Source organism: Klebsiella sp. 4_1_44FAA (genome assembly GCF_000238715.1).
In the GTDB taxonomy this organism is placed as follows: Bacteria; Pseudomonadota; Gammaproteobacteria; order Enterobacterales; family Enterobacteriaceae; genus Klebsiella; species Klebsiella pneumoniae.
On the sequence record NZ_JH414800.1, the window covers coordinates 407,718 to 425,129 of the forward strand.

16 protein-coding genes and 1 other RNA gene are annotated in these 17,412 nt (G+C 57.0%); 5 read left to right on the forward strand and 12 right to left on the reverse strand.

What is annotated here, in order from left to right; genetic code table 11:
• Positions 1 to 3: 3 nt before the first annotated feature.
• From ubiH to HMPREF1024_RS13430, 3 genes are read right to left on the reverse strand one after another with little or no spacing between them, the layout of a single operon-like run.
• A complete protein-coding gene (gene ubiH / locus HMPREF1024_RS13440) occupies positions 4 to 1,182 on the reverse strand; it encodes a 2-octaprenyl-6-methoxyphenyl hydroxylase (protein ID WP_004185594.1) in 1,179 nt (392 codons plus the stop codon).
• A complete protein-coding gene (pepP, locus tag HMPREF1024_RS13435; protein ID WP_002916483.1) occupies positions 1,179 to 2,495 on the reverse strand; it encodes a Xaa-Pro aminopeptidase in 1,317 nt (438 codons plus the stop codon). The genes ubiH and pepP overlap by 4 nt, the downstream gene beginning before the upstream one ends.
• 23 nt (positions 2,496 to 2,518) lie before the next feature.
• Positions 2,519 to 3,097 carry a YecA family protein gene (locus tag HMPREF1024_RS13430; RefSeq protein WP_002916486.1) on the reverse strand — a complete coding sequence of 193 codons (579 nt, stop codon included), beginning with the start codon at positions 3,095 to 3,097 and terminating at the stop codon, positions 2,519 to 2,521.
• Positions 3,098 to 3,263: 166 nt separating this feature from the next.
• Between HMPREF1024_RS13430 and zapA the strand changes: the two genes are divergently transcribed.
• The 3 genes from zapA to HMPREF1024_RS13420 all read left to right on the forward strand — a co-directional run bounded on the left by zapA (position 3,264) and on the right by HMPREF1024_RS13420 (position 4,513).
• A complete protein-coding gene (zapA, locus tag HMPREF1024_RS13425) occupies positions 3,264 to 3,593 on the forward strand; it encodes a cell division protein ZapA (RefSeq protein ID WP_002916488.1) in 330 nt (109 codons plus the stop codon).
• 41 nt (positions 3,594 to 3,634) lie between these two features.
• Positions 3,635 to 3,818: non-coding RNA, 6S RNA (gene ssrS / locus HMPREF1024_RS28800), on the forward strand.
• Positions 3,819 to 3,916: 98 nt separating this feature from the next.
• A complete protein-coding gene (locus tag HMPREF1024_RS13420) occupies positions 3,917 to 4,513 on the forward strand; it encodes a 5-formyltetrahydrofolate cyclo-ligase (protein WP_004144746.1) in 597 nt (198 codons plus the stop codon).
• Between the two features lie 83 nt (positions 4,514 to 4,596).
• On the opposite strand, the gene serA is transcribed toward HMPREF1024_RS13420, so the two are convergent.
• Both serA and rpiA read right to left on the reverse strand, forming a co-directional pair.
• On the reverse strand, positions 4,597 to 5,829 hold the full coding sequence (gene serA / locus HMPREF1024_RS13415) for a phosphoglycerate dehydrogenase (RefSeq protein WP_002916493.1): 1,233 nt from the start codon (positions 5,827 to 5,829) through the stop codon (positions 4,597 to 4,599).
• 269 nt (positions 5,830 to 6,098) lie between these two features.
• Positions 6,099 to 6,758, reverse strand: a complete 660-nt coding sequence (gene rpiA, locus HMPREF1024_RS13410) for a ribose-5-phosphate isomerase RpiA (RefSeq protein ID WP_002916495.1) — start codon at positions 6,756 to 6,758, stop codon at positions 6,099 to 6,101.
• 167 nt (positions 6,759 to 6,925) lie between these two features.
• Between rpiA and argP the strand changes: the two genes are divergently transcribed.
• Positions 6,926 to 7,819 (forward strand): DNA-binding transcriptional regulator ArgP, encoded by an 894-nt coding sequence (gene argP, locus HMPREF1024_RS13405; RefSeq protein WP_002916497.1) that lies wholly within the window; start codon positions 6,926 to 6,928, stop codon positions 7,817 to 7,819.
• A 53-nt stretch (positions 7,820 to 7,872) separates the two neighbouring features.
• Here argP and HMPREF1024_RS13400 read toward each other — a convergent pair whose 3' ends face one another.
• The 7 genes from HMPREF1024_RS13400 to tkt all read right to left on the reverse strand — a co-directional run bounded on the left by HMPREF1024_RS13400 (position 7,873) and on the right by tkt (position 16,350).
• Positions 7,873 to 8,640, reverse strand: a complete 768-nt coding sequence (locus HMPREF1024_RS13400; protein ID WP_002916499.1) for an oxidative stress defense protein — start codon at positions 8,638 to 8,640, stop codon at positions 7,873 to 7,875.
• Between the two features lie 89 nt (positions 8,641 to 8,729).
• Entirely contained in the window at positions 8,730 to 9,365 is a 636-nt protein-coding gene (gene argO, locus HMPREF1024_RS13395; protein ID WP_009308620.1) for an arginine exporter ArgO, read from the reverse strand.
• 151 nt (positions 9,366 to 9,516) lie between these two features.
• On the reverse strand, positions 9,517 to 10,374 hold the full coding sequence (locus HMPREF1024_RS13390) for a small-conductance mechanosensitive channel MscS (protein ID WP_002916504.1): 858 nt from the start codon (positions 10,372 to 10,374) through the stop codon (positions 9,517 to 9,519).
• A gap of 190 nt (positions 10,375 to 10,564) precedes the next feature.
• Positions 10,565 to 11,644, reverse strand: a complete 1,080-nt coding sequence (fbaA, locus tag HMPREF1024_RS13385) for a class II fructose-bisphosphate aldolase (RefSeq protein ID WP_004144748.1) — start codon at positions 11,642 to 11,644, stop codon at positions 10,565 to 10,567.
• A 97-nt stretch (positions 11,645 to 11,741) separates the two neighbouring features.
• Positions 11,742 to 12,905 carry a phosphoglycerate kinase gene (gene pgk, locus HMPREF1024_RS13380; protein ID WP_002916508.1) on the reverse strand — a complete coding sequence of 388 codons (1,164 nt, stop codon included), beginning with the start codon at positions 12,903 to 12,905 and terminating at the stop codon, positions 11,742 to 11,744.
• Between the two features lie 39 nt (positions 12,906 to 12,944).
• On the reverse strand, positions 12,945 to 13,973 hold the full coding sequence (epd, locus tag HMPREF1024_RS13375) for an erythrose-4-phosphate dehydrogenase (RefSeq protein ID WP_002916512.1): 1,029 nt from the start codon (positions 13,971 to 13,973) through the stop codon (positions 12,945 to 12,947).
• Positions 13,974 to 14,358: 385 nt separating this feature from the next.
• Positions 14,359 to 16,350, reverse strand: coding sequence for a transketolase (tkt, locus tag HMPREF1024_RS13370; protein WP_009308621.1), 1,992 nt, complete (start codon positions 16,348 to 16,350; stop codon positions 14,359 to 14,361).
• A 278-nt stretch (positions 16,351 to 16,628) separates the two neighbouring features.
• On the opposite strand from tkt, the gene HMPREF1024_RS13365 reads away from it, so the two are divergent.
• On the forward strand, positions 16,629 to 17,387 hold the full coding sequence (locus HMPREF1024_RS13365; RefSeq protein WP_004151780.1) for a M48 family metallopeptidase: 759 nt from the start codon (positions 16,629 to 16,631) through the stop codon (positions 17,385 to 17,387).
• The last annotated feature ends 25 nt before the right edge of the window (positions 17,388 to 17,412 follow it).

Sequence of the window (17,412 nt, forward strand, 5' to 3'; positions counted from 1 at the left end):
TCCTTAACGGGGAACCCAACCGAGGGTACGCTGCGCCAGCGCATCGCGCGCCGGGGTAAATAATTCCATCGCCATCAGACCGACGTTGCGCCCCGCCACCAGCGGCGCCCAACGGTTGGCAAACAGATGCACCAGCCCATCGGTCACGCCGATGGTGGCGGCTTTATCCCCTGCCCTGCGCGCCTGATAGCGGCACAGCAGTGGATAATGACCGACATCTTCGCCGCTGAGATGGGCGTCAGCAAGTAATTCCGCCAGGCTCATCACATCGCGCAGGCCGAGATTAAAGCCCTGCCCGGCGATCGGGTGCAGCGTCTGCGCCGCGTTGCCGACCAGCGCCAGGCGGTGCGACACCGCGCGGCTGGCGGTGGTGAGGGCCAGCGGATAAACGCTGCGCTTCCCGGCGTGGGTAATACGCCCCAGCCGCCAGCCGAATGCCTGCTGCAGCTCCTGACAAAAGCGTTCTTCAGACCAGCTCTGCACCTCATCGCGGCGCGACTGCGGATGACACCACACCAGCGAGCAGCGCCCTTGCGACATCGGCAGCATCGCCAGCGGGCCATGCTCGGTAAAGCGCTCGAAGGCGCGACCTTCGTGGGGCAACGCGGTGCTGACGTTAGCAATGATCGCTATCTGCTCATACGGCTGCTGCTGCCAGCTGATGCCGCAGCGGGCGCCCAGTGCCGAACGGGAACCGTCCGCCGCCACCAGCAGCTTACCGTTAATGATTTCGCCGCCCTCAAGCGTAAGGCTGACGCTCTCCTGGCTGCGACTGACCGCTTCCACTTTCGCCGGACAGTGCAGCGTGACGCCTGGCGCCTCGCGCAGCAGACCAAACAGCCGCTGGCCGACATCGTGGAGTTCAACCACCTGGCCCAGCGCCGACAGGCCATAATCCGCGGCCGCCAGATTCACAAACCCGGCATGACCGCGGTCGCTGACGTGTACTCGCTGGATGGGCGTCGCGCGTTCGGCGAGGCGTTGCCAGATACCGATACGCGCCAGCTGCTGGCAGGTGCCCGCAGCCAGGGCGATCGCCCGGTCGTCAAAGCCAGGGTGGCGTGAGGAATGCGGATCCTGCGCTTCAATGAGGTGGACCGGCAGCGCGCCGCCGGTCAAACGGGAGATGGCCAGCGCGAGCGTCGCCCCGGTCATCCCGCCCCCGACGATCAGCACGCTCATGACTGGCGCGCCGCCGCCATCAGCGCCTCGATCTCATCCGCCTTCTTCACCACGCCGGCGGTGAGATTTTCGTTACCGTCTTCGGTAATCACGATGTCATCTTCAATACGGATGCCGATGCCGCGATACTGCGCCGGCACGTCGGCATCGGTGGCGATATACAGTCCCGGCTCGACGGTCAGCACCATTCCCGGCTCCAGGACGCGCGAACGGTCGGTGTCGTAATTACCGACATCGTGCACATCCAGACCCAGCCAGTGGCTCAGGCCATGCATAAAGTACGGGCGGTGGGCGTTGTTGGCGATAAGCTCGTCAATCTCGCCTTTCAGGATCCCCAGCCGCACCAGGCCGGTAATCATAATGCGCACCACTTCCTGGTTGACCTGACAGATCGAGGTGCCCGGCCGATAGAGTTTCAGCGCGGTCTCCAGCGATTCGAGCACAATGTCGTAGATCTCGCGCTGCGGCTGGGTAAATTTACCGTTTACCGGGAAGGTGCGGGTAATGTCCCCGGCATAGCCGCGATACTCGCAGCCGGCGTCAATCAGGACTAAATCGCCGTCGCGCAGTTCAGATTCGTTTTCGGTGTAGTGCAGAATACAGCCGTTTTCGCCGCCGCCAACGATGGTGTTATAGGAGGGGAAACGTGCCCCGTGGCGGTTGAATTCATGGAGAATTTCACCTTCCAGCTGATATTCGAACATGCCAGGGCGGCATTTTTCCATCGCCCGGGTATGGGCCAGCGCGGTGATCTCCCCGGCGCGGCGCATCACGGCAAGCTCTTCCGCGGATTTAAACAGGCGCATCTCATGCACAATGGGCCGCCAGTCGATAACCGAGTTCGGCGCCTGCAGATTCTGGCGCGAGCCTTTGCGCAGTTTTTCGAGGGCGTTGAACACAATCTCATCGGCATAGGCATATTCACCCTGGGCGAAGTAGATCGCGTCCAGACCGTTGAGCAGCTGATACAGCTGCTGGTTGATTTCGCTGAACGCCAGCGCCCGGTCGACGCCAAGCTTCGCCGGCGCGGCCTCCTGGCCCAGACGGCGTCCAAACCAGATCTCAGCGGTCAGATCGCGAACCCGGTTGAACAGCACGCTATGGTTGTGGGTTTCATCGCTTTTAATCAACACCAGCAGCGCTTCCGGTTCGTTAAAGCCGGTGAAGTACCAGAAATCGCTGTTCTGCCGGTAGGGATATTCCGAATCTGCACTGCGCACCGCTTCCGGTGCGGCGAAAATCAGCGCCGCGCTGCCTGGCTGCATCTGCGCCAACAGCGTCTGGCGACGCGATAGAAATTCCTGCTGAGTCATGACGCCCCCTGAACGAATTTTAGTTAGTGTAATGTCGGTTTGCGGACTTCCGGTGCGGTTGGCTGCTGACGGGCAAAGGTGTCGTGGCACAGCAGTGCGGCAACGCGGACATACTCGATAATCTCCTCCAGAGACATCTCCAGCTCTTCCTGATCTTCGTCTTCATCGTAGCCCAGCTGGGCAATATTACGCAGATCGTCAATCGCTTCCCCGGTTTCATCCTTCACTTTATCCAGCTTCGGCTGGCTAACGCCAAGACCAAGCAGGAAGTGGTTGACCCAACCGGCGAGGGCGTCGGCACGGTCAAAGACGCTCACCGCATCGCCTTCCGGCAGATACAGTTGAAAGAGGAAACCGTCGTCATCCAGTGAATCGCTGATGGCGGAATGCATGTTACGCAGCGCCTGAGCCAGTTCATGGCCAAAGGCGAGACCTTCGTTGGTCAGGTCGTGCACCAGCGGCTGCCAGCTGCTGTCCGTGTTGCCGCCGCACAGCAATCCGCTGATCAAACCGTGCATTTCGGCCGGGGTGAGACCTACCCCTTGTTGGTTCAGTAACTGGTCTACATCGTTGTAACCAGGCATTTCGTTCTGTATAGACATGCGCATTCGTCATCGTTGGGAGGAATATTCATGGTATGCTACCACTTTGGACCCTGGTGAACCAGAATAGGGCTTGTATCTTCGCACCAGGGTAGCTATAGTGTCGCCCCTTCGCAGACCCGGGCCAGGGTGTGAAGGCAGCGCAGTCAATCAGCAGGAAGGTGGCATGTCTGCACAACCCGTAGATCTCCAAATTTTCGGCCGTTCACTGCGAGTGAATTGCCCGCCTGAACAAAGGGATGCCCTGAATCAGGCAGCTGAAGACCTTAATCAGCGGTTGCAAGATTTAAAAGAACGCACTAGAGTCACAAATACTGAGCAGCTGGTCTTCATCGCGGCGTTGAACATCAGCTATGAGTTGACTCAGGAAAAAGCGAAGACCCGCGACTACGCTTCCAGCATGGAGCAGCGCATTCGCATGCTTCAGCAGACCATCGAACAAGCATTGCTTGAGCAAGGTCGCATAAGCGAAAAGCCAGGGTCGAAGTTTGAATAACACTTTGCAGTTAACTGTGTTAGAGTAATCGCAAGAACAAAATTTCTCTGAGATGTTTGCAAGCGGGCCAGTCCCCTGAGCCGATATTTCATACCACAAGAATGTGGCGCTCCACGGTTGGTGAGCATGCTCGGTTCGTCCGAGAAGCCTTAAAACCGTGACGACACATTCACCTTGAACCAAGGGTTCAAGGGTTACAGCCTGCGGCGGCATCTCGGAGATTCCCTTCTTTACTTCGCATCATCCCCCATACGTGTTTTCGGCTGAAGCCGCCCTGTATTACACTTGCTCCTATTGTTTCGCCAGCTCGTAACGAGACCTGCATGACTATACAGCCCGATACCCTGCTCTCCCGTCAGCATATTCGCCAGCAGATCCGCGATCGTCGACGCGCACTCAGCCCGGAGCAACAGCGCCTGTTTGCCCAACAGGCCGCCGAGCGAATGATGGCCTGGCCGCCGATAGTTCTCGCTCACAACGTGGCGCTGTTTCTCTCCTTTGACGGCGAGCTGGACACCCAGCCGCTGATCGACCAGCTCTGGCGCGCCGGCAAGCGGGTATATCTCCCGGTGCTGCATCCCTTTAGCCCCGGCAATCTGCTGTTTTTACACTACCATCCGCAGAGCCAACTGATCGTGAATCGCCTGAAGATCCGCGAACCGAAGCTCGATGTGCGGGATGTGCTGCCGCTGGCTGAACTCGATGTGCTGGTGACCCCGCTGGTGGCCTTCGATGTCAGTGGCCAACGGCTGGGAATGGGCGGCGGTTTTTACGACCGGACGCTGCAAAACTGGCAGCAGTATCGCCTGCAGCCGGTGGGCTACGCGCACGACTGCCAGCAGGTGGATAGCCTGCCGAGCGAAGAGTGGGATATCCCGCTGCCGGCGGTCATCACCCCGGGAAAAACCTGGTGTTGGTAGGTACGCGGGGACGAGAAATTCAGCCTGGAAAGTATTAACAAAAAAACGGGCAGGTACGCGACCTGCCCGAGAGGCAAAAATGATTAGAACAGCAGACGGGCGCGGATAGTCCCCGGGATCGCTTTCATTGCCTGCAGCGCCTGCTGGGCAACATCTTCTTCCGCTTCAATATCAATCACCACGTAGCCCATCTGCGGCGACGTTTGCAGATACTGGGCGGCAATGTTGATGCTCTGCGCGGCGAAGATTTGGTTGATTGCGGTCAGGACGCCCGGCCGGTTCTCATGGATATGCAGCAGACGACGGCCGCCGTGCAGCGGTAGAGAAACTTCCGGGAAGTTAACTGCCGACAGGGTTGACCCGTTGTCAGAGTATTTCGCCAGCTTGCCAGCTACTTCCAGACCGATGTTCTCCTGCGCTTCCTGAGTGGAGCCACCGATATGCGGTGTGAGGATCACGTTATCAAACTCGCACAGCGGCGAAGTGAAGGGGTCGCTGTTGGTCGCAGGTTCAGTCGGGAAGACGTCGATAGCCGCCCCGGCCAGATGCTTACTGGCCAGCGCATCGCATAGCGCCGGAATGTCCACCACGGTACCGCGGGAGGCGTTGATCAGCAGCGCGCCCGGCTTCATCAGCGCCAGTTCTTCCGCACCCATCATATTTTTGGTAGAGGCGTTTTCCGGCACGTGCAGGCTGACCACATCGCTCATGTTCAGCAGGTCGGAGAGATGCTGTACCTGAGTGGCGTTGCCGAGCGGCAGTTTGTTTTCAATATCATAGAAGAAGACGTGCATTCCCAGCGATTCCGCCAGAATGCCAAGCTGGGTACCGATGTGGCCGTAACCGATGATGCCCAGCTTTTTACCACGCGCTTCGAAGCTGCCGACCGCCTGCTTGTTCCACACCCCGCGGTGCGCTTTGGCGTTGGCTTCCGGCACGCCGCGCAGCATCAGCAGCAGTTCGCCGATCACCAACTCGGCCACCGAGCGGGTGTTAGAGAACGGCGCGTTAAACACCGGAATACCGCGCTTCGCAGCGGCGTTCAGATCGACCTGGTTGGTCCCGATGCAGAAGCAACCGACGGCAACCAGTTTTTCCGCTGCGGCGAAAATCTCTTCAGTCAGATGGGTACGGGAACGCAGGCCGATGAAATGGGCATCACGGATCGACGCTTTCAGCTGTTCTGAATCCAGCGCGCCTTTATGAAATTCAATGTTGGTGTAACCCGCTGCGCGAAGGCTATCGATTGCCTTTTGATGCACACCTTCAACCAGCAGAAATTTAATCTTGTCTTTTTCCAGTGATACCTTAGCCATTTCCCCGTCCTGTTTTGTCTTAACTGATGTCGTGCTGAACGAAAGTTCGTCTCAGCAACATATCAAAAAAAACTATCGCGGCAATATGAACGTTTGCGTCGCCGTCCTGAAGAAATGTCATCCAGAGGGAAATCGCAGGACAAAACACCAGAAAGAGAAGAAATGGTAGCGTGTAAATCAGAATGGTTGCATAAATGTGACAGAAGTCACCAAATTGCACCTGATGAAAAAATATTTGCGAGGGAGCCGGTCGGCTCCCTGCGGACAGACTATTTTACGATGGTCTTCACGCCGTCGGCAGTGCCAATCAGCGCCACGTCGGCGCCACGGTTGGCGAACAGCCCCACGGTGACGACGCCTGGAATACCGTTGATCGCGTTTTCCAGCGCGATCGCATCGAGAATTTCCAGGCCGTGCACGTCAAGGATCACGTTGCCGTTATCGGTCACCACGCCCTGACGGTACTCTGGACGGCCGCCCAGCTTGACCAGCTGACGCGCCACGGCGCTGCGCGCCATCGGAATGACTTCCACCGGCAGCGGGAACTTGCCCAGAATATCGACCTGCTTGGAGGCGTCGGCGATGCAGATAAATTTATCCGCGACCGAGGCGATGATCTTTTCACGGGTCAGCGCCGCGCCGCCGCCTTTGATCATCTGCATATGGCCGTTGATCTCATCCGCGCCGTCAACATAGATCCCCAGGCGATCGACGCTGTTAAGATCGAAGACGGTGATCCCGAGGCTTTTCAGCTTCTCGGTGGAGGCGTCGGAGCTGGAAACCGCCCCTTCGATCTGCCCCTTCATGGTGCCCAGCGCGTCAATAAAATGGGCCGCCGTCGAGCCGGTGCCTACGCCGACAATAGTCCCTGGCTGTACATATTGCAGTGCTGCCCAACCTACCGCTTTTTTCAGTTCATCCTGCGTCATAATTCTGGTCCGAGATGTGAATGCCTGTGGCGCATTATAGAACATCGATAGTGGAAATGTCCCTGCGATGCAGATCACACAACTGAACAGACCAATTTCGTCTGTATCAAATAAAAATTTATGTCATAGTGCGAGATAACGATTAGTTATGGGGGCACGCCAGAATAATGAAACGACCGGACTACAGGACACTACAAGCGCTGGATGCGGTGATTAGGGAACGAGGATTTGAGCGCGCCGCGCAGAAGCTATGTATTACCCAGTCCGCCGTCTCACAGCGTATTAAGCAGCTGGAAAATATGTTCGGCCAGCCGCTGCTGGTGCGTACCGTGCCGCCGCGCCCCACCGAGCAAGGACAGAAACTGCTGGCTCTGTTGCGCCAGGTTGAACTGCTGGAGGAAGAGTGGCTGGGCGATGAACAAACCGGCTCTACGCCGTTGCTGCTGTCGCTGGCGGTGAACGCCGACAGTCTGGCGACCTGGCTGCTGCCGGCGCTGGCCAATGTTCTGTCAGACTCCCCTATTCGTCTCAACCTGCAGGTGGAAGATGAAACCCGCACCCAGGAGCGCCTGCGCCGTGGCGAAGTAGTGGGCGCAGTGAGTATCCAGCCGCAGGCGCTGCCAAGCTGCCTGGTGGATCAGCTGGGGGCGCTCGATTACCTGTTTGTCGCATCAAAAGAGTTTGCGCAACGCTATTTCCCGAATGGCGTGACGCGTTCGGCACTTCTTAAGGCGCCGGTCGTCGCCTTCGACCATCTGGACGATATGCATCAGGCGTTCCTGCAGCAAAACTTCGACCTGCCGCCGGGCAGCGTCCCCTGCCACATCGTCAACTCGTCGGAAGCTTTCGTGCAGCTGGCGCGCCAGGGCACCACCTGCTGTATGATCCCGCATCTGCAGATCGAAAAAGAGCTCAACAGCGGCGAACTTATCGATCTCACCCCGGGCCTGTTCCAGCGCCGCATGCTCTACTGGCACCGCTTCGCCCCGGAAAGCCGCATGATGCGCCGGGTGACCGATGCGCTCATTGACTACGGACACAAGGTGCTGCGTCAGGATTAAACTGCGGGCATAAAAAAGCCACTTCGCTGAAGTGGCTTTTTTGTTTCTATCGCTTACTGGGCCGGTTTCGGCGTTTCCGCCGGTTTCGCCGGGGTGGCTGGAGCAGCGGCTTGCGCCGGCTGCAGCTCAAAGACTACATCGACCTGGTCGTCAAACTGGATAGTCGCCTGCTCGTAGGTTTCCTGGGCAGAAACCGGCGCAGCGTCAGCGGCCTTCATCATGCGAACCATCGGGCTCGGCTGATAGTTGGAGACATGGTAGCGCACGCTGTACACCGGACCCAGCTTGCTGTGGAAGCCTGCGGCCAGCTCCTGCGCCTGATGCACGGCGTCGTCGATCGCCGCTTTACGCGCTTTATCTTTGTAGGCGTCCGGTTGCGCAACGCCCAGCGAGACGGAGCGAATTTCGTTGAGACCCGCTTTCAGGGCGCCATCCAGCAGACCGTTGAGTTTATCCAGCTGGCGCAAGGTCACTTCCACTGTGCGCACCGCGCGATAGCCTTTCAGAATGCTTTTCCCGTTCTGATAGTCGTAATCAGGCTGGGTACGCAGATTCGCCGAGTTGATGTCCTTTTTAGCAATACCGCTCTTTTCGAGGAAAGAGAGATATTGCGCAACGCGATCGTCAGCCTGTTTTTTTGCCGACGCGGCGTCTTTTGCCGACACGTTCACTTCGATCGCCAGGGTGGCGATGTCCGGAACCGCGGCAACGCTTGCTGTGCCTGAAGTCACAATGTGCGGGCCATCCGGCAATTCGCTGGCCTGTGCCGCCATCGTGGTCAATCCGAGTGTTGCCGCCAGGGCTAAGACTTTTAACTTCACTGTCGTTTCTCCATGTTACTTAAATCGCCCTTACGGGACGCATGCCAGCAAGCTTAGCGCGTACAGCAGGAAAGTCCATCGGACAACGCTTAGTTAAGCAACGCCTGGATATGGCTGACGCCTTCTCTTGCCAGCTGAAACGCAATAAACCACATGACGGCGCCGACCACAATATTGATGATCCGCTGAGCTCTGGCGGTACGCAGTCGCGGCGCCAGCCAGGCGGCTAACAGCGCCAGGCCAAAGAACCACAGGAAAGAGGCGCTAATGGTCCCTAGCGCAAACCAGCGCTTCGGCTCCACCGCCAGCTGACCTCCCAGGCTGCCTAACACCACAAAGGTGTCCAGATAAACGTGCGGGTTAAGCCAGGTCACCGCCAGCATGGTGATAATGATTTTCCAGCGCCCCTGCTGCATTACCTCTGCATTGGCGAGTTCAAGACTCTGACTGAACGCCGTTTTCAATGCGCCGAAGCCATACCACAGCAAAAAGGCCACGCCGCCCCAGGTCACTAGCGCCAGCAGCCACGGGGATTGCATCAGCAGTGCGCTACCGCCGAAAATGCCAGCGCAGATTAACAGCAAGTCGCTGACCGCGCATAGCATGGCAATCATCAGATGATACTGACGACGGATCCCCTGATTCATCACAAAGGCATTTTGTGGGCCAAGCGGCAATATCATAGCCGCTCCCAGGGCAAGCCCCTGAAAGTAATAAGTAAACATAAGGATTTATCCGCTGAGTTCGAGAGTGGCGCTGACTATAGCGCGAATGAATTATTAGCGGAAATTGAAAGAATTAATCATTAATTAGAACAACTAATGATGAGCTATTGAAAAAGGCCGGCATGGCCGGCCTAAGTTATTGAGAGGCGGTTTACTCTGCTTTTTCCGGCAGGCGCACCACATGAACATCCATCTGCGGGTAAGGGAAGCTGATGCCGTTGGCGTCAAATTCACGCTTGATACGCTCGAGGATATCCCAGTAGACGTTTTGCAGATCGCTGCTTTTGCTCCACACGCGCACCACGAAGTTCACCGACGAGGCGCCGAGTTCGTTCAGACGAACGGTCATTTCCCGATCGCGCAGAATTCGATCGTCAGATTCGATAATCGAGGTCAGTAGCTGCTTTACCTTGTCGATATCAGCATCGTAAGCGACGCCGATAATAAACTCATTGCGACGCGCAGGCTCCCTGGAGAAGTTAATGATATTGCCGGCGATGATTTTCCCGTTCGGGACCACCACTACTTTACCGTCCGCGGTACGCAGGGTGGTGGAGAAAATCTGCACGTTCAACACCGTACCTGCCACGCCGCCAAGGTCGACATACTCGCCAGCGCGGAACGGGCGGAACATCACCAGCAGTACGCCTGCGGCAAGGTTCGACAGCGATCCCTGCAGCGCTAAACCCACCGCCAAACCGGCAGCACCCAGCACCGCAATCACCGAGGCGGTCTGCACGCCTACCCGCCCCAGGGCGGCAATCAGCGTAAAAGCGATAACCGCATAGCGCACCAGCGCAGAGAGAAAATCGGCCACGGTAGCGTCAATTTTACGCGCCAGCATCAGGCGGTTGACGGTATTAGAGACGACGCGCGCCACGATCATCCCGACGATCAGGATAGCGATAGCCGCGACGATGTTGACGGCATAGCTCAGCAGCAGCTCCTGGTTGCGTGCCAGCCACGTCCCGGCGTGGTTGATGCTATCGACAACGTTCAAATCTTCCATTTAACATTCCTTATGAATCCCCTGGGGGGAAGTAAATAACTCAGCCTGCGACAGGGCAGTCAGGTTATAGGGTAAACAATAAGTGCACGTTTTGCCAAATGGATCACAGTTTTCTGCCGCGCTATCCTGTTGTTAAGATAATAAAAAAGCCCGCATTGCTGCGGGCTTCCGGGTAAGAAACAGATTTTTCTTACAGAACGTCGATCGCGTTCAGCTCTTTAAATGCCTGCTCCAGACGAGTCACCATGGAAGTCTGGGCAGCACGCAGCCATACGCGCGGGTCGTAGTATTTCTTATTCGGCTGATCTTCGCCTTTCGGGTTGCCCAGCTGGCCCTGCAAATAAGCTTCGTTCGCTTTGTAATACTGCAGGATACCGTCCCAGGTTGCCCATTGGGTGTCGGTATCGATGTTCATTTTCACCACGCCGTAGCTGACGGAGTCTTTAATTTCCTGAGCGGAAGAACCGGAACCGCCGTGGAACACGAAGTTCAGGCTGTTGTGCGGCAGGTTGTGTTTCTTGGAAACATATTCCTGAGAGTCGCGCAGGATGGTCGGGGTCAGAACTACGTTACCTGGTTTGTACACGCCGTGTACGTTACCGAAGGAAGCGGCGATGGTGAAGCGCGGGCTGATTTTGCTCAGCTCGGTGTAGGCGTAATCCACGTCTTCCGGCTGGGTGTACAGGGCGGAAGCGTCCATGTGGCTGTTATCCACGCCGTCTTCTTCACCGCCGGTGCAGCCCAGTTCGATTTCCAGGGTCATGCCCATTTTGGCCATGCGCGCCAGGTACTTAGAGCAGATCTCGATGTTTTCGTGCAGGGACTCTTCAGACAGGTCGATCATGTGGGAAGAGAACAGCGGTTTGCCAGTAGCGGCGAAGTGTTTTTCACCGGCGTCCAGCAGGCCGTCGATCCACGGCAGCAGTTTCTTCGCGCAGTGGTCAGTGTGCAGGATAACCGGCACGCCGTAGTGTTCAGCCATCTGGTGCACGTGGTGGGCGCCAGAGATAGCGCCGAGGATAGCAGCACCCTGAGGAACGTCAGTTTTCACGCCTTTACCTGCGATGAACGCTGCGCCGCCGTTAGAGAACTGAACGATAACCGGAGAGCGAACTTTCGCTGCAGCTTCCAGAACGGCGTTGATGGAATCAGTACCTACGCAGTTTACCGCCGGCAGTGCAAAGTTGTTTTCTTTCGCTACCTGGAACACTTTCTGAACGTCGTCGCCAGTGATGACGCCCGGTTTTACGAAATCAAAAATTTTAGACATGTTACTTAGTCCTGTATCTGTATCTTCGACCGTTGAAGAAGGTTCGCGAGCCCTTAAGCGCGCTGAAAAACAGGCGGGTTTCCCCGCCTGAACTGAATTACTGCTTAGCGCGCTCTTCGAGCATCGCTACTGCCGGCAGGACTTTGCCTTCGACGAATTCAAGGAATGCGCCGCCGCCAGTGGAGATGTAGGAAATTTTGTCAGCGATGCCGAACAGGTCGATCGCTGCCAGGGTGTCACCGCCGCCGGCGATGGAGAAACCTTCGCTGTCCGCGATAGCGTTAGCCACGATTTCAGTCCCTTTACGGAAGTTAGGGAATTCGAATACGCCAACCGGGCCGTTCCACAGGATGGTTTTGGCGTTCTTCAGGATTTCAGCCAGTTTCTGTGCGGAAACGTCGCCAAGGTCCAGAATCTGCTCGTCATCTTTGATGTCGTTAACAGATTTCAGGGTTGCCGTTGCGGTTTCGGAGAACTCGGTCGCTACGCGAACGTCGGTCGGAACCGGGATATCGCAGGTGCCCAGCAGGCGCTTGGCTTCATCAACCAGATCTGCTTCGTACAGGGATTTACCGACGTTGTGGCCCTGAGCGGCAACGAAGGTGTTAGCGATACCGCCGCCCACGATCAGCTGGTCAGCGATTTTAGACAGGGAATCCAGAACGGTCAGTTTGGTGGACACTTTAGAACCACCAACGATAGCGACCATCGGACGAGCTGGCTCTTTCAGCGCTTTACCCAGCGCGTCCAGTTCAGCGGCCAGCAGCGGGCCTGCGCACGCCACGTCAGCAAATTTGCCGATGCCGTGGGTGGAAGCCTGCGCGCGGTGCGCAGTACCGAAAGCGTCCATCACGAACACGTCGCACAGCGCAGCGTATTTCTTAGACAGTTCTTCGTCGTCTTTTTTCTCGCCTTTGTTGAAGCGAACGTTTTCCAGCACTACCAGTTCACCGGCAGCTACTTCCACGCCGTCCAGGTAGTCTTTAACCAGGCGTACCGGGTTGGACAGTTTGTCTTTCAGGTAATTAACAACCGGCAGCAGAGAGAATTCTTCGTTGTACTCGCCTTCGGTCGGACGACCCAGGTGAGAAGTAACCATGACTTTCGCGCCCTGCTTCAGCGCCAGTTCAATGGTCGGCAGAGATGCACGGATACGTGCGTCGCTGGTTACTTTCCCGTCTTTAACTGGTACGTTCAGATCCGCACGGATAAAAACGCGTTTACCAGCCAGATCCAGATCGGTCATCTTAATTACAGACATGGTGAATCCTCTCGTTGATTCATAAAGTTTTGTCGACGTTTACGCGTCGAACCTGAAACCAATAGCCGCCATCGCTAACGTCGTGTCGAGCATTCGGTTAGCAAAGCCCCATTCGTTATCGCACCAGACCAGCGTTTTGATCAGATGCGCGCCACTGACCCGGGTTTGCGTACCATCGACGATGGCGCTGTGCGGATCGTGGTTAAAATCTGTCGAGACCAACGGTAATTCCGTATAGTCAACTATACCATGAAATGCACCTTGTGCTGCTTTTTGCAGCAACTGGTTGACTTCACATGCTTTTACCGGTTTTTTCACCGTCACGCTCAGGTCAATTGCCGTCACGTTAATCGTCGGCACCCGCACGGCAATCGCTTCAAAACGGTCGTTAAATTGCGGAAAAATACGGGTGATCCCTGCCGCCAGTTTGGTATCCACCGGAATGATCGACTGGCTGGCCGCGCGGGTACGCCGCAGATCCGGATGATAAGCGTCAATCACCTGCTGGTCATGCATCGCCGAGTGAATGGTGGTGACGGTGCCGGACTCAATGCCATAGGCGTCATCGAGCAGTTTAATGATCGGAATAATGCAGTTGGTGGTGCAGGAGGCGTTGGAGACAATGCGATGCCCGGCGCGAAGTTCATCCTGATTTACGCCGTACACCACCGTCGCGTCGAGGTCGTTGCCGCCGGGGTGAGAAAAGAGCACTTTTTTCGCCCCCGCCTGAAGATGGGCTTCACCGTGTTCACGGCTCCCGTATACGCCGGTACAGTCAAGCACTACGTCCACCGCCAGTTCGCGCCAGGGCAGCGCCGCAATGGTCGGCTCATGCAGCAGACGGATGGCATCGTCGCCAACAAACAGCTGCTCGCGCTCCTGACGGACATCCCAGGCGAAACGGCCATGGCTGGTGTCATATTTCAATAAATGCGCGATGCCCGCGGCATCCGCCAGCTCATTGATTGCCACCACGGTGATTTCCGCACGACGCCCGGATTCATATAGAGCACGAACCACGTTGCGTCCAATGCGACCGAAGCCATTAATCGCGATGCGAATGGTCATAGATCTCCTGCAAGGCTGTCCCTGTTATGAGGTGGCTGACAGAGTAATCCAGCAACGCTCTGAGGGGAACCTTACCAGCTGCAAACTGCGACTGATTGATTAATTGTCGAACATTTAAACGACTGAAACGCTTCAGCTAGAATAAGCGAAATGAGGAATAAAAGGAATGTTTGTCCAGCGCAATAAACCAGCTATATGACTCACATCACATTTTTGCTGGAATAATTTACAACCGTATTACATGGTTCAGGAATAGCAGATACAAAAAATCCGGGTGGCGAGATAAAAGCAAAACGGTAACCCAGGGGTTACCGTTTTTGGTGTTTGCACCCTCTCCTGTGGGAGAGGGTTGGGGTGAGGGCATCAGCCCGCACCGTACCAGCGATTACAGCAGCGCTTTCGCTTTAGCGACCACGTTATCAACGGTGAAGCCGAACTCCTCGAACAGCTGCTCAGCCGGCGCAGACTCACCGAAGGTGGTCATGCCAACGATAGCGCCGTTCAGGCCAACGTATTTGAACCAGTAGTCAGCGATACCCGCTTCCACGGCAACGCGCGCGGTCACGGCTTTCGGCAGTACGGATTCGCGATAAGCCGCATCCTGCTTGTCGAACGCGTCGGTGGACGGCATGGAAACCACGCGCGCCTTCACGCCTTCGGCAGTCAGTTTGTCCCATGCGGCAACCGCCAGCTCCATTTCTGAACCGGTGGCGATGAAGATCAGCTCCGGCTGGCCTGCGCAATCTTTCAGCACATAACCGCCGCGGGCCACGTTCGCCAGCTGCTCTGCGGTACGCTCCTGCTGCGCCAGGTTCTGACGGGAGAGGATCAGCGCGGTCGGGCCGTCCTGACGCTCCACGCCATATTTCCACGCAATCGCGGATTCAACCTGGTCACACGGACGCCAGGTGGACATGTTCGGGGTCACGCGCAGGGAAGCCACCTGCTCTACCGGCTGGTGAGTCGGGCCGTCTTCGCCCAGACCGATCGAGTCGTGGGTGTAGACCATCACCTGACGCTGTTTCATCAGCGCGGCCATACGTACCGCGTTACGCGCGTATTCCACGAACATCAGGAAGGTGGAGGTGTACGGCAGGAAGCCGCCGTGCAGCGCGATACCGTTGGCGATAGCGGTCATACCGAACTCGCGCACGCCGTAGTGGATGTAGTTCCCGGCAGCGTCTTCGTTGATCGGCTTAGAGCCAGACCACAGGGTCAGGTTGGACGGCGCGAGATCTGCGGAGCCGCCGAGGAATTCCGGCAGCAGCGGGCCGAAGGCTTCGATGGCGTTCTGCGAGGCTTTACGGCTGGCGATTTTCGCCGGGTTGGCCTGCAGCTTCGCGATGAACTCGTTAGCTTTCGCGTCGAAGTCAGACGGCATCTCGCCTTTCATACGGCGGGTGAATTCGGCTGCTTCCTGCGGGAAGGCTTTGGCGTAAGCCGCAAACTTCTCGTTCCATGCGGCTTCTTTCGCCTGGCCGGCTTCTTTGGCATCCCACTGGGCATAGATGTCAGACGGGATGTCAAACGGCGCGTGTTTCCAGCCCAGCGCTTCGCGGGTCAGGGCGATTTCGGCGTCGCCCAGCGGCGCGCCGTGGGAGTCGTGGGTACCGGCTTTGTTCGGCGAACCGAAACCGATGATGGTTTTGCACATCAGCAGGGACGGTTTGTCGGTGACCGCCCGTGCTTCTTCTACCGCGCGTTTGATGGCGTCAGCGTCGTGACCGTCCACGCCGCGCACCACGTGCCAGCCGTAGGCTTCAAAGCGTTTGGCGGTATCGTCGGTGAACCAGCCTTCAACGTGGCCGTCGATGGAGATGCCGTTGTCATCATAGAACGCCACCAGTTTACCCAGTTTCAGGGTACCGGCCAGGGAGCACACTTCGTGAGAAATGCCTTCCATCATACAGCCGTCGCCCATGAAGGCGTAGGTGTAGTGGTCGACGATATCGTGTCCCGGACGGTTGAACTGCGCCGCCAGGGTTTTCTCGGCGATAGCCATCCCGACCGCGTTAGCGATACCCTGGCCCAGCGGACCGGTGGTGGTTTCCACGCCTGCGGTGTAGCCGACTTCCGGGTGACCCGGAGTTTTGGAGTGCAGCTGGCGGAAGTTTTTCAGCTCTTCAATCGGCAGATCGTAGCCAGTGAGGTGCAGCAGGCTGTAAATCAGCATCGAACCATGGCCATTTGACAACACAAAACGGTCACGGTCAGCCCAGGCCGGATTGTTCGGGTTATGGTTCAGGAAATCACGCCACAGCACTTCGGCAATGTCAGCCATACCCATCGGGGCCCCCGGGTGGCCGGATTTGGCTTTCTGTACAGCGTCCATGCTCAGCGCACGAATAGCGTTAGCAAGCTCTTTACGTGAGGACATTTTGACTCCAGTTCGGACTGTTGAAGGCCATGCCCTTAACGACTTGACGAGAGCGCGTTTTGGGCTACGCCGGAAAAAAGTGTGAACAATGTAACCCAAGCGACAAGTCATGTACATGGAGCATCCTTTTGCCCTTTAAGAAATCTCTGGAACAGGTTGTGCTACGCCGGAATCCGCTCGCCCGCATCCTGCGATACTCTTTATAATTTACGCAGAATACGGTTCCCTGCCGTCGCCGTATTTTCGGATAAACAACCATAAGATTGTGGAAGATAAAAATGAAAATTCGCTCAACCGTACTTGCTCTTGGGATCGCAGCAACCCTCACCGGATGTCAGAACATGGACTCCAACGGTCTGCTCAGCTCAGGCGCCGAAGCCTTCCAGGCATACTCTCTCAGCGACGCGCAGGTGAAAACCTTAAGCGACCAGGCCTGTAAAGAGATGGACGCCAAAGCGAAAATCGCCCCGGCCAACAGTGAATACAGCCAGCGGCTGAACAAAATCGCGGCTGCGCTGGGCGATAACATCAATGGTCAGCCCGTGAACTACAAGGTCTATGAGACCAAGGATGTCAACGCCTTCGCCATGGCCAACGGCTGCATCCGCGTCTACAGCGGGCTGATGGATCTGATGAACGATAATGAAGTCGAGGCGGTGATCGGCCACGAAATGGGCCACGTCGCGCTGGGCCACGTGAAGAAAGGCATGCAGGTCGCCCTGGGTACCAACGCCGTGCGTGCGGCGGCGGCCTCCGCGGGCGGTATCGTCGGTAGCCTGTCGCAGTCTCAGTTGGGCGATCTGGGCGAAAAACTGGTGAACTCGCAGTTCTCCCAGCGTCAGGAATCGGAAGCGGATGACTACTCTTACGACCTGCTGCGTAAGCGCGGTATCAATCCGTCGGGACTGGCCACCAGCTTCGAGAAACTGGCCAAGCTGGAAGCCGGCCGTCAGAGCTCTATGTTTGACGATCACCCGGCATCGGAAGCCCGCGCGCAGCATATTCGCGATCGCATGAAGGCCGACGGGATTAAATAATCATCAGCGGGAGGCATTATTGCCT

Coding starts and splice junctions, on each gene's coding strand:
- tkt (WP_009308621.1), bottom strand. CDS start 16,350: ATGTCCTCACGTAAAGAGCTTGCTAACGCTATTCGTGCGCTGAGCATG.
- HMPREF1024_RS13420 (WP_004144746.1), top strand. CDS start 3,917: ATGACTATACAGCCCGATACCCTGCTCTCCCGTCAGCATATTCGCCAG.
- fbaA (WP_004144748.1), bottom strand. CDS start 11,644: ATGTCTAAAATTTTTGATTTCGTAAAACCGGGCGTCATCACTGGCGAC.
- zapA (WP_002916488.1), top strand. CDS start 3,264: ATGTCTGCACAACCCGTAGATCTCCAAATTTTCGGCCGTTCACTGCGA.
- epd (WP_002916512.1), bottom strand. CDS start 13,973: ATGACCATTCGCATCGCGATTAATGGCTTCGGTCGCATTGGACGCAAC.
- pgk (WP_002916508.1), bottom strand. CDS start 12,905: ATGTCTGTAATTAAGATGACCGATCTGGATCTGGCTGGTAAACGCGTT.
- HMPREF1024_RS13365 (WP_004151780.1), top strand. CDS start 16,629: ATGAAAATTCGCTCAACCGTACTTGCTCTTGGGATCGCAGCAACCCTC.
- pepP (WP_002916483.1), bottom strand. CDS start 2,495: ATGACTCAGCAGGAATTTCTATCGCGTCGCCAGACGCTGTTGGCGCAG.
- serA (WP_002916493.1), bottom strand. CDS start 5,829: ATGGCTAAGGTATCACTGGAAAAAGACAAGATTAAATTTCTGCTGGTT.
- ubiH (WP_004185594.1), bottom strand. CDS start 1,182: ATGAGCGTGCTGATCGTCGGGGGCGGGATGACCGGGGCGACGCTCGCG.
- HMPREF1024_RS13430 (WP_002916486.1), bottom strand. CDS start 3,097: ATGTCTATACAGAACGAAATGCCTGGTTACAACGATGTAGACCAGTTA.
- argP (WP_002916497.1), top strand. CDS start 6,926: ATGAAACGACCGGACTACAGGACACTACAAGCGCTGGATGCGGTGATT.
- HMPREF1024_RS13390 (WP_002916504.1), bottom strand. CDS start 10,374: ATGGAAGATTTGAACGTTGTCGATAGCATCAACCACGCCGGGACGTGG.
- argO (WP_009308620.1), bottom strand. CDS start 9,365: ATGTTTACTTATTACTTTCAGGGGCTTGCCCTGGGAGCGGCTATGATA.
- rpiA (WP_002916495.1), bottom strand. CDS start 6,758: ATGACGCAGGATGAACTGAAAAAAGCGGTAGGTTGGGCAGCACTGCAA.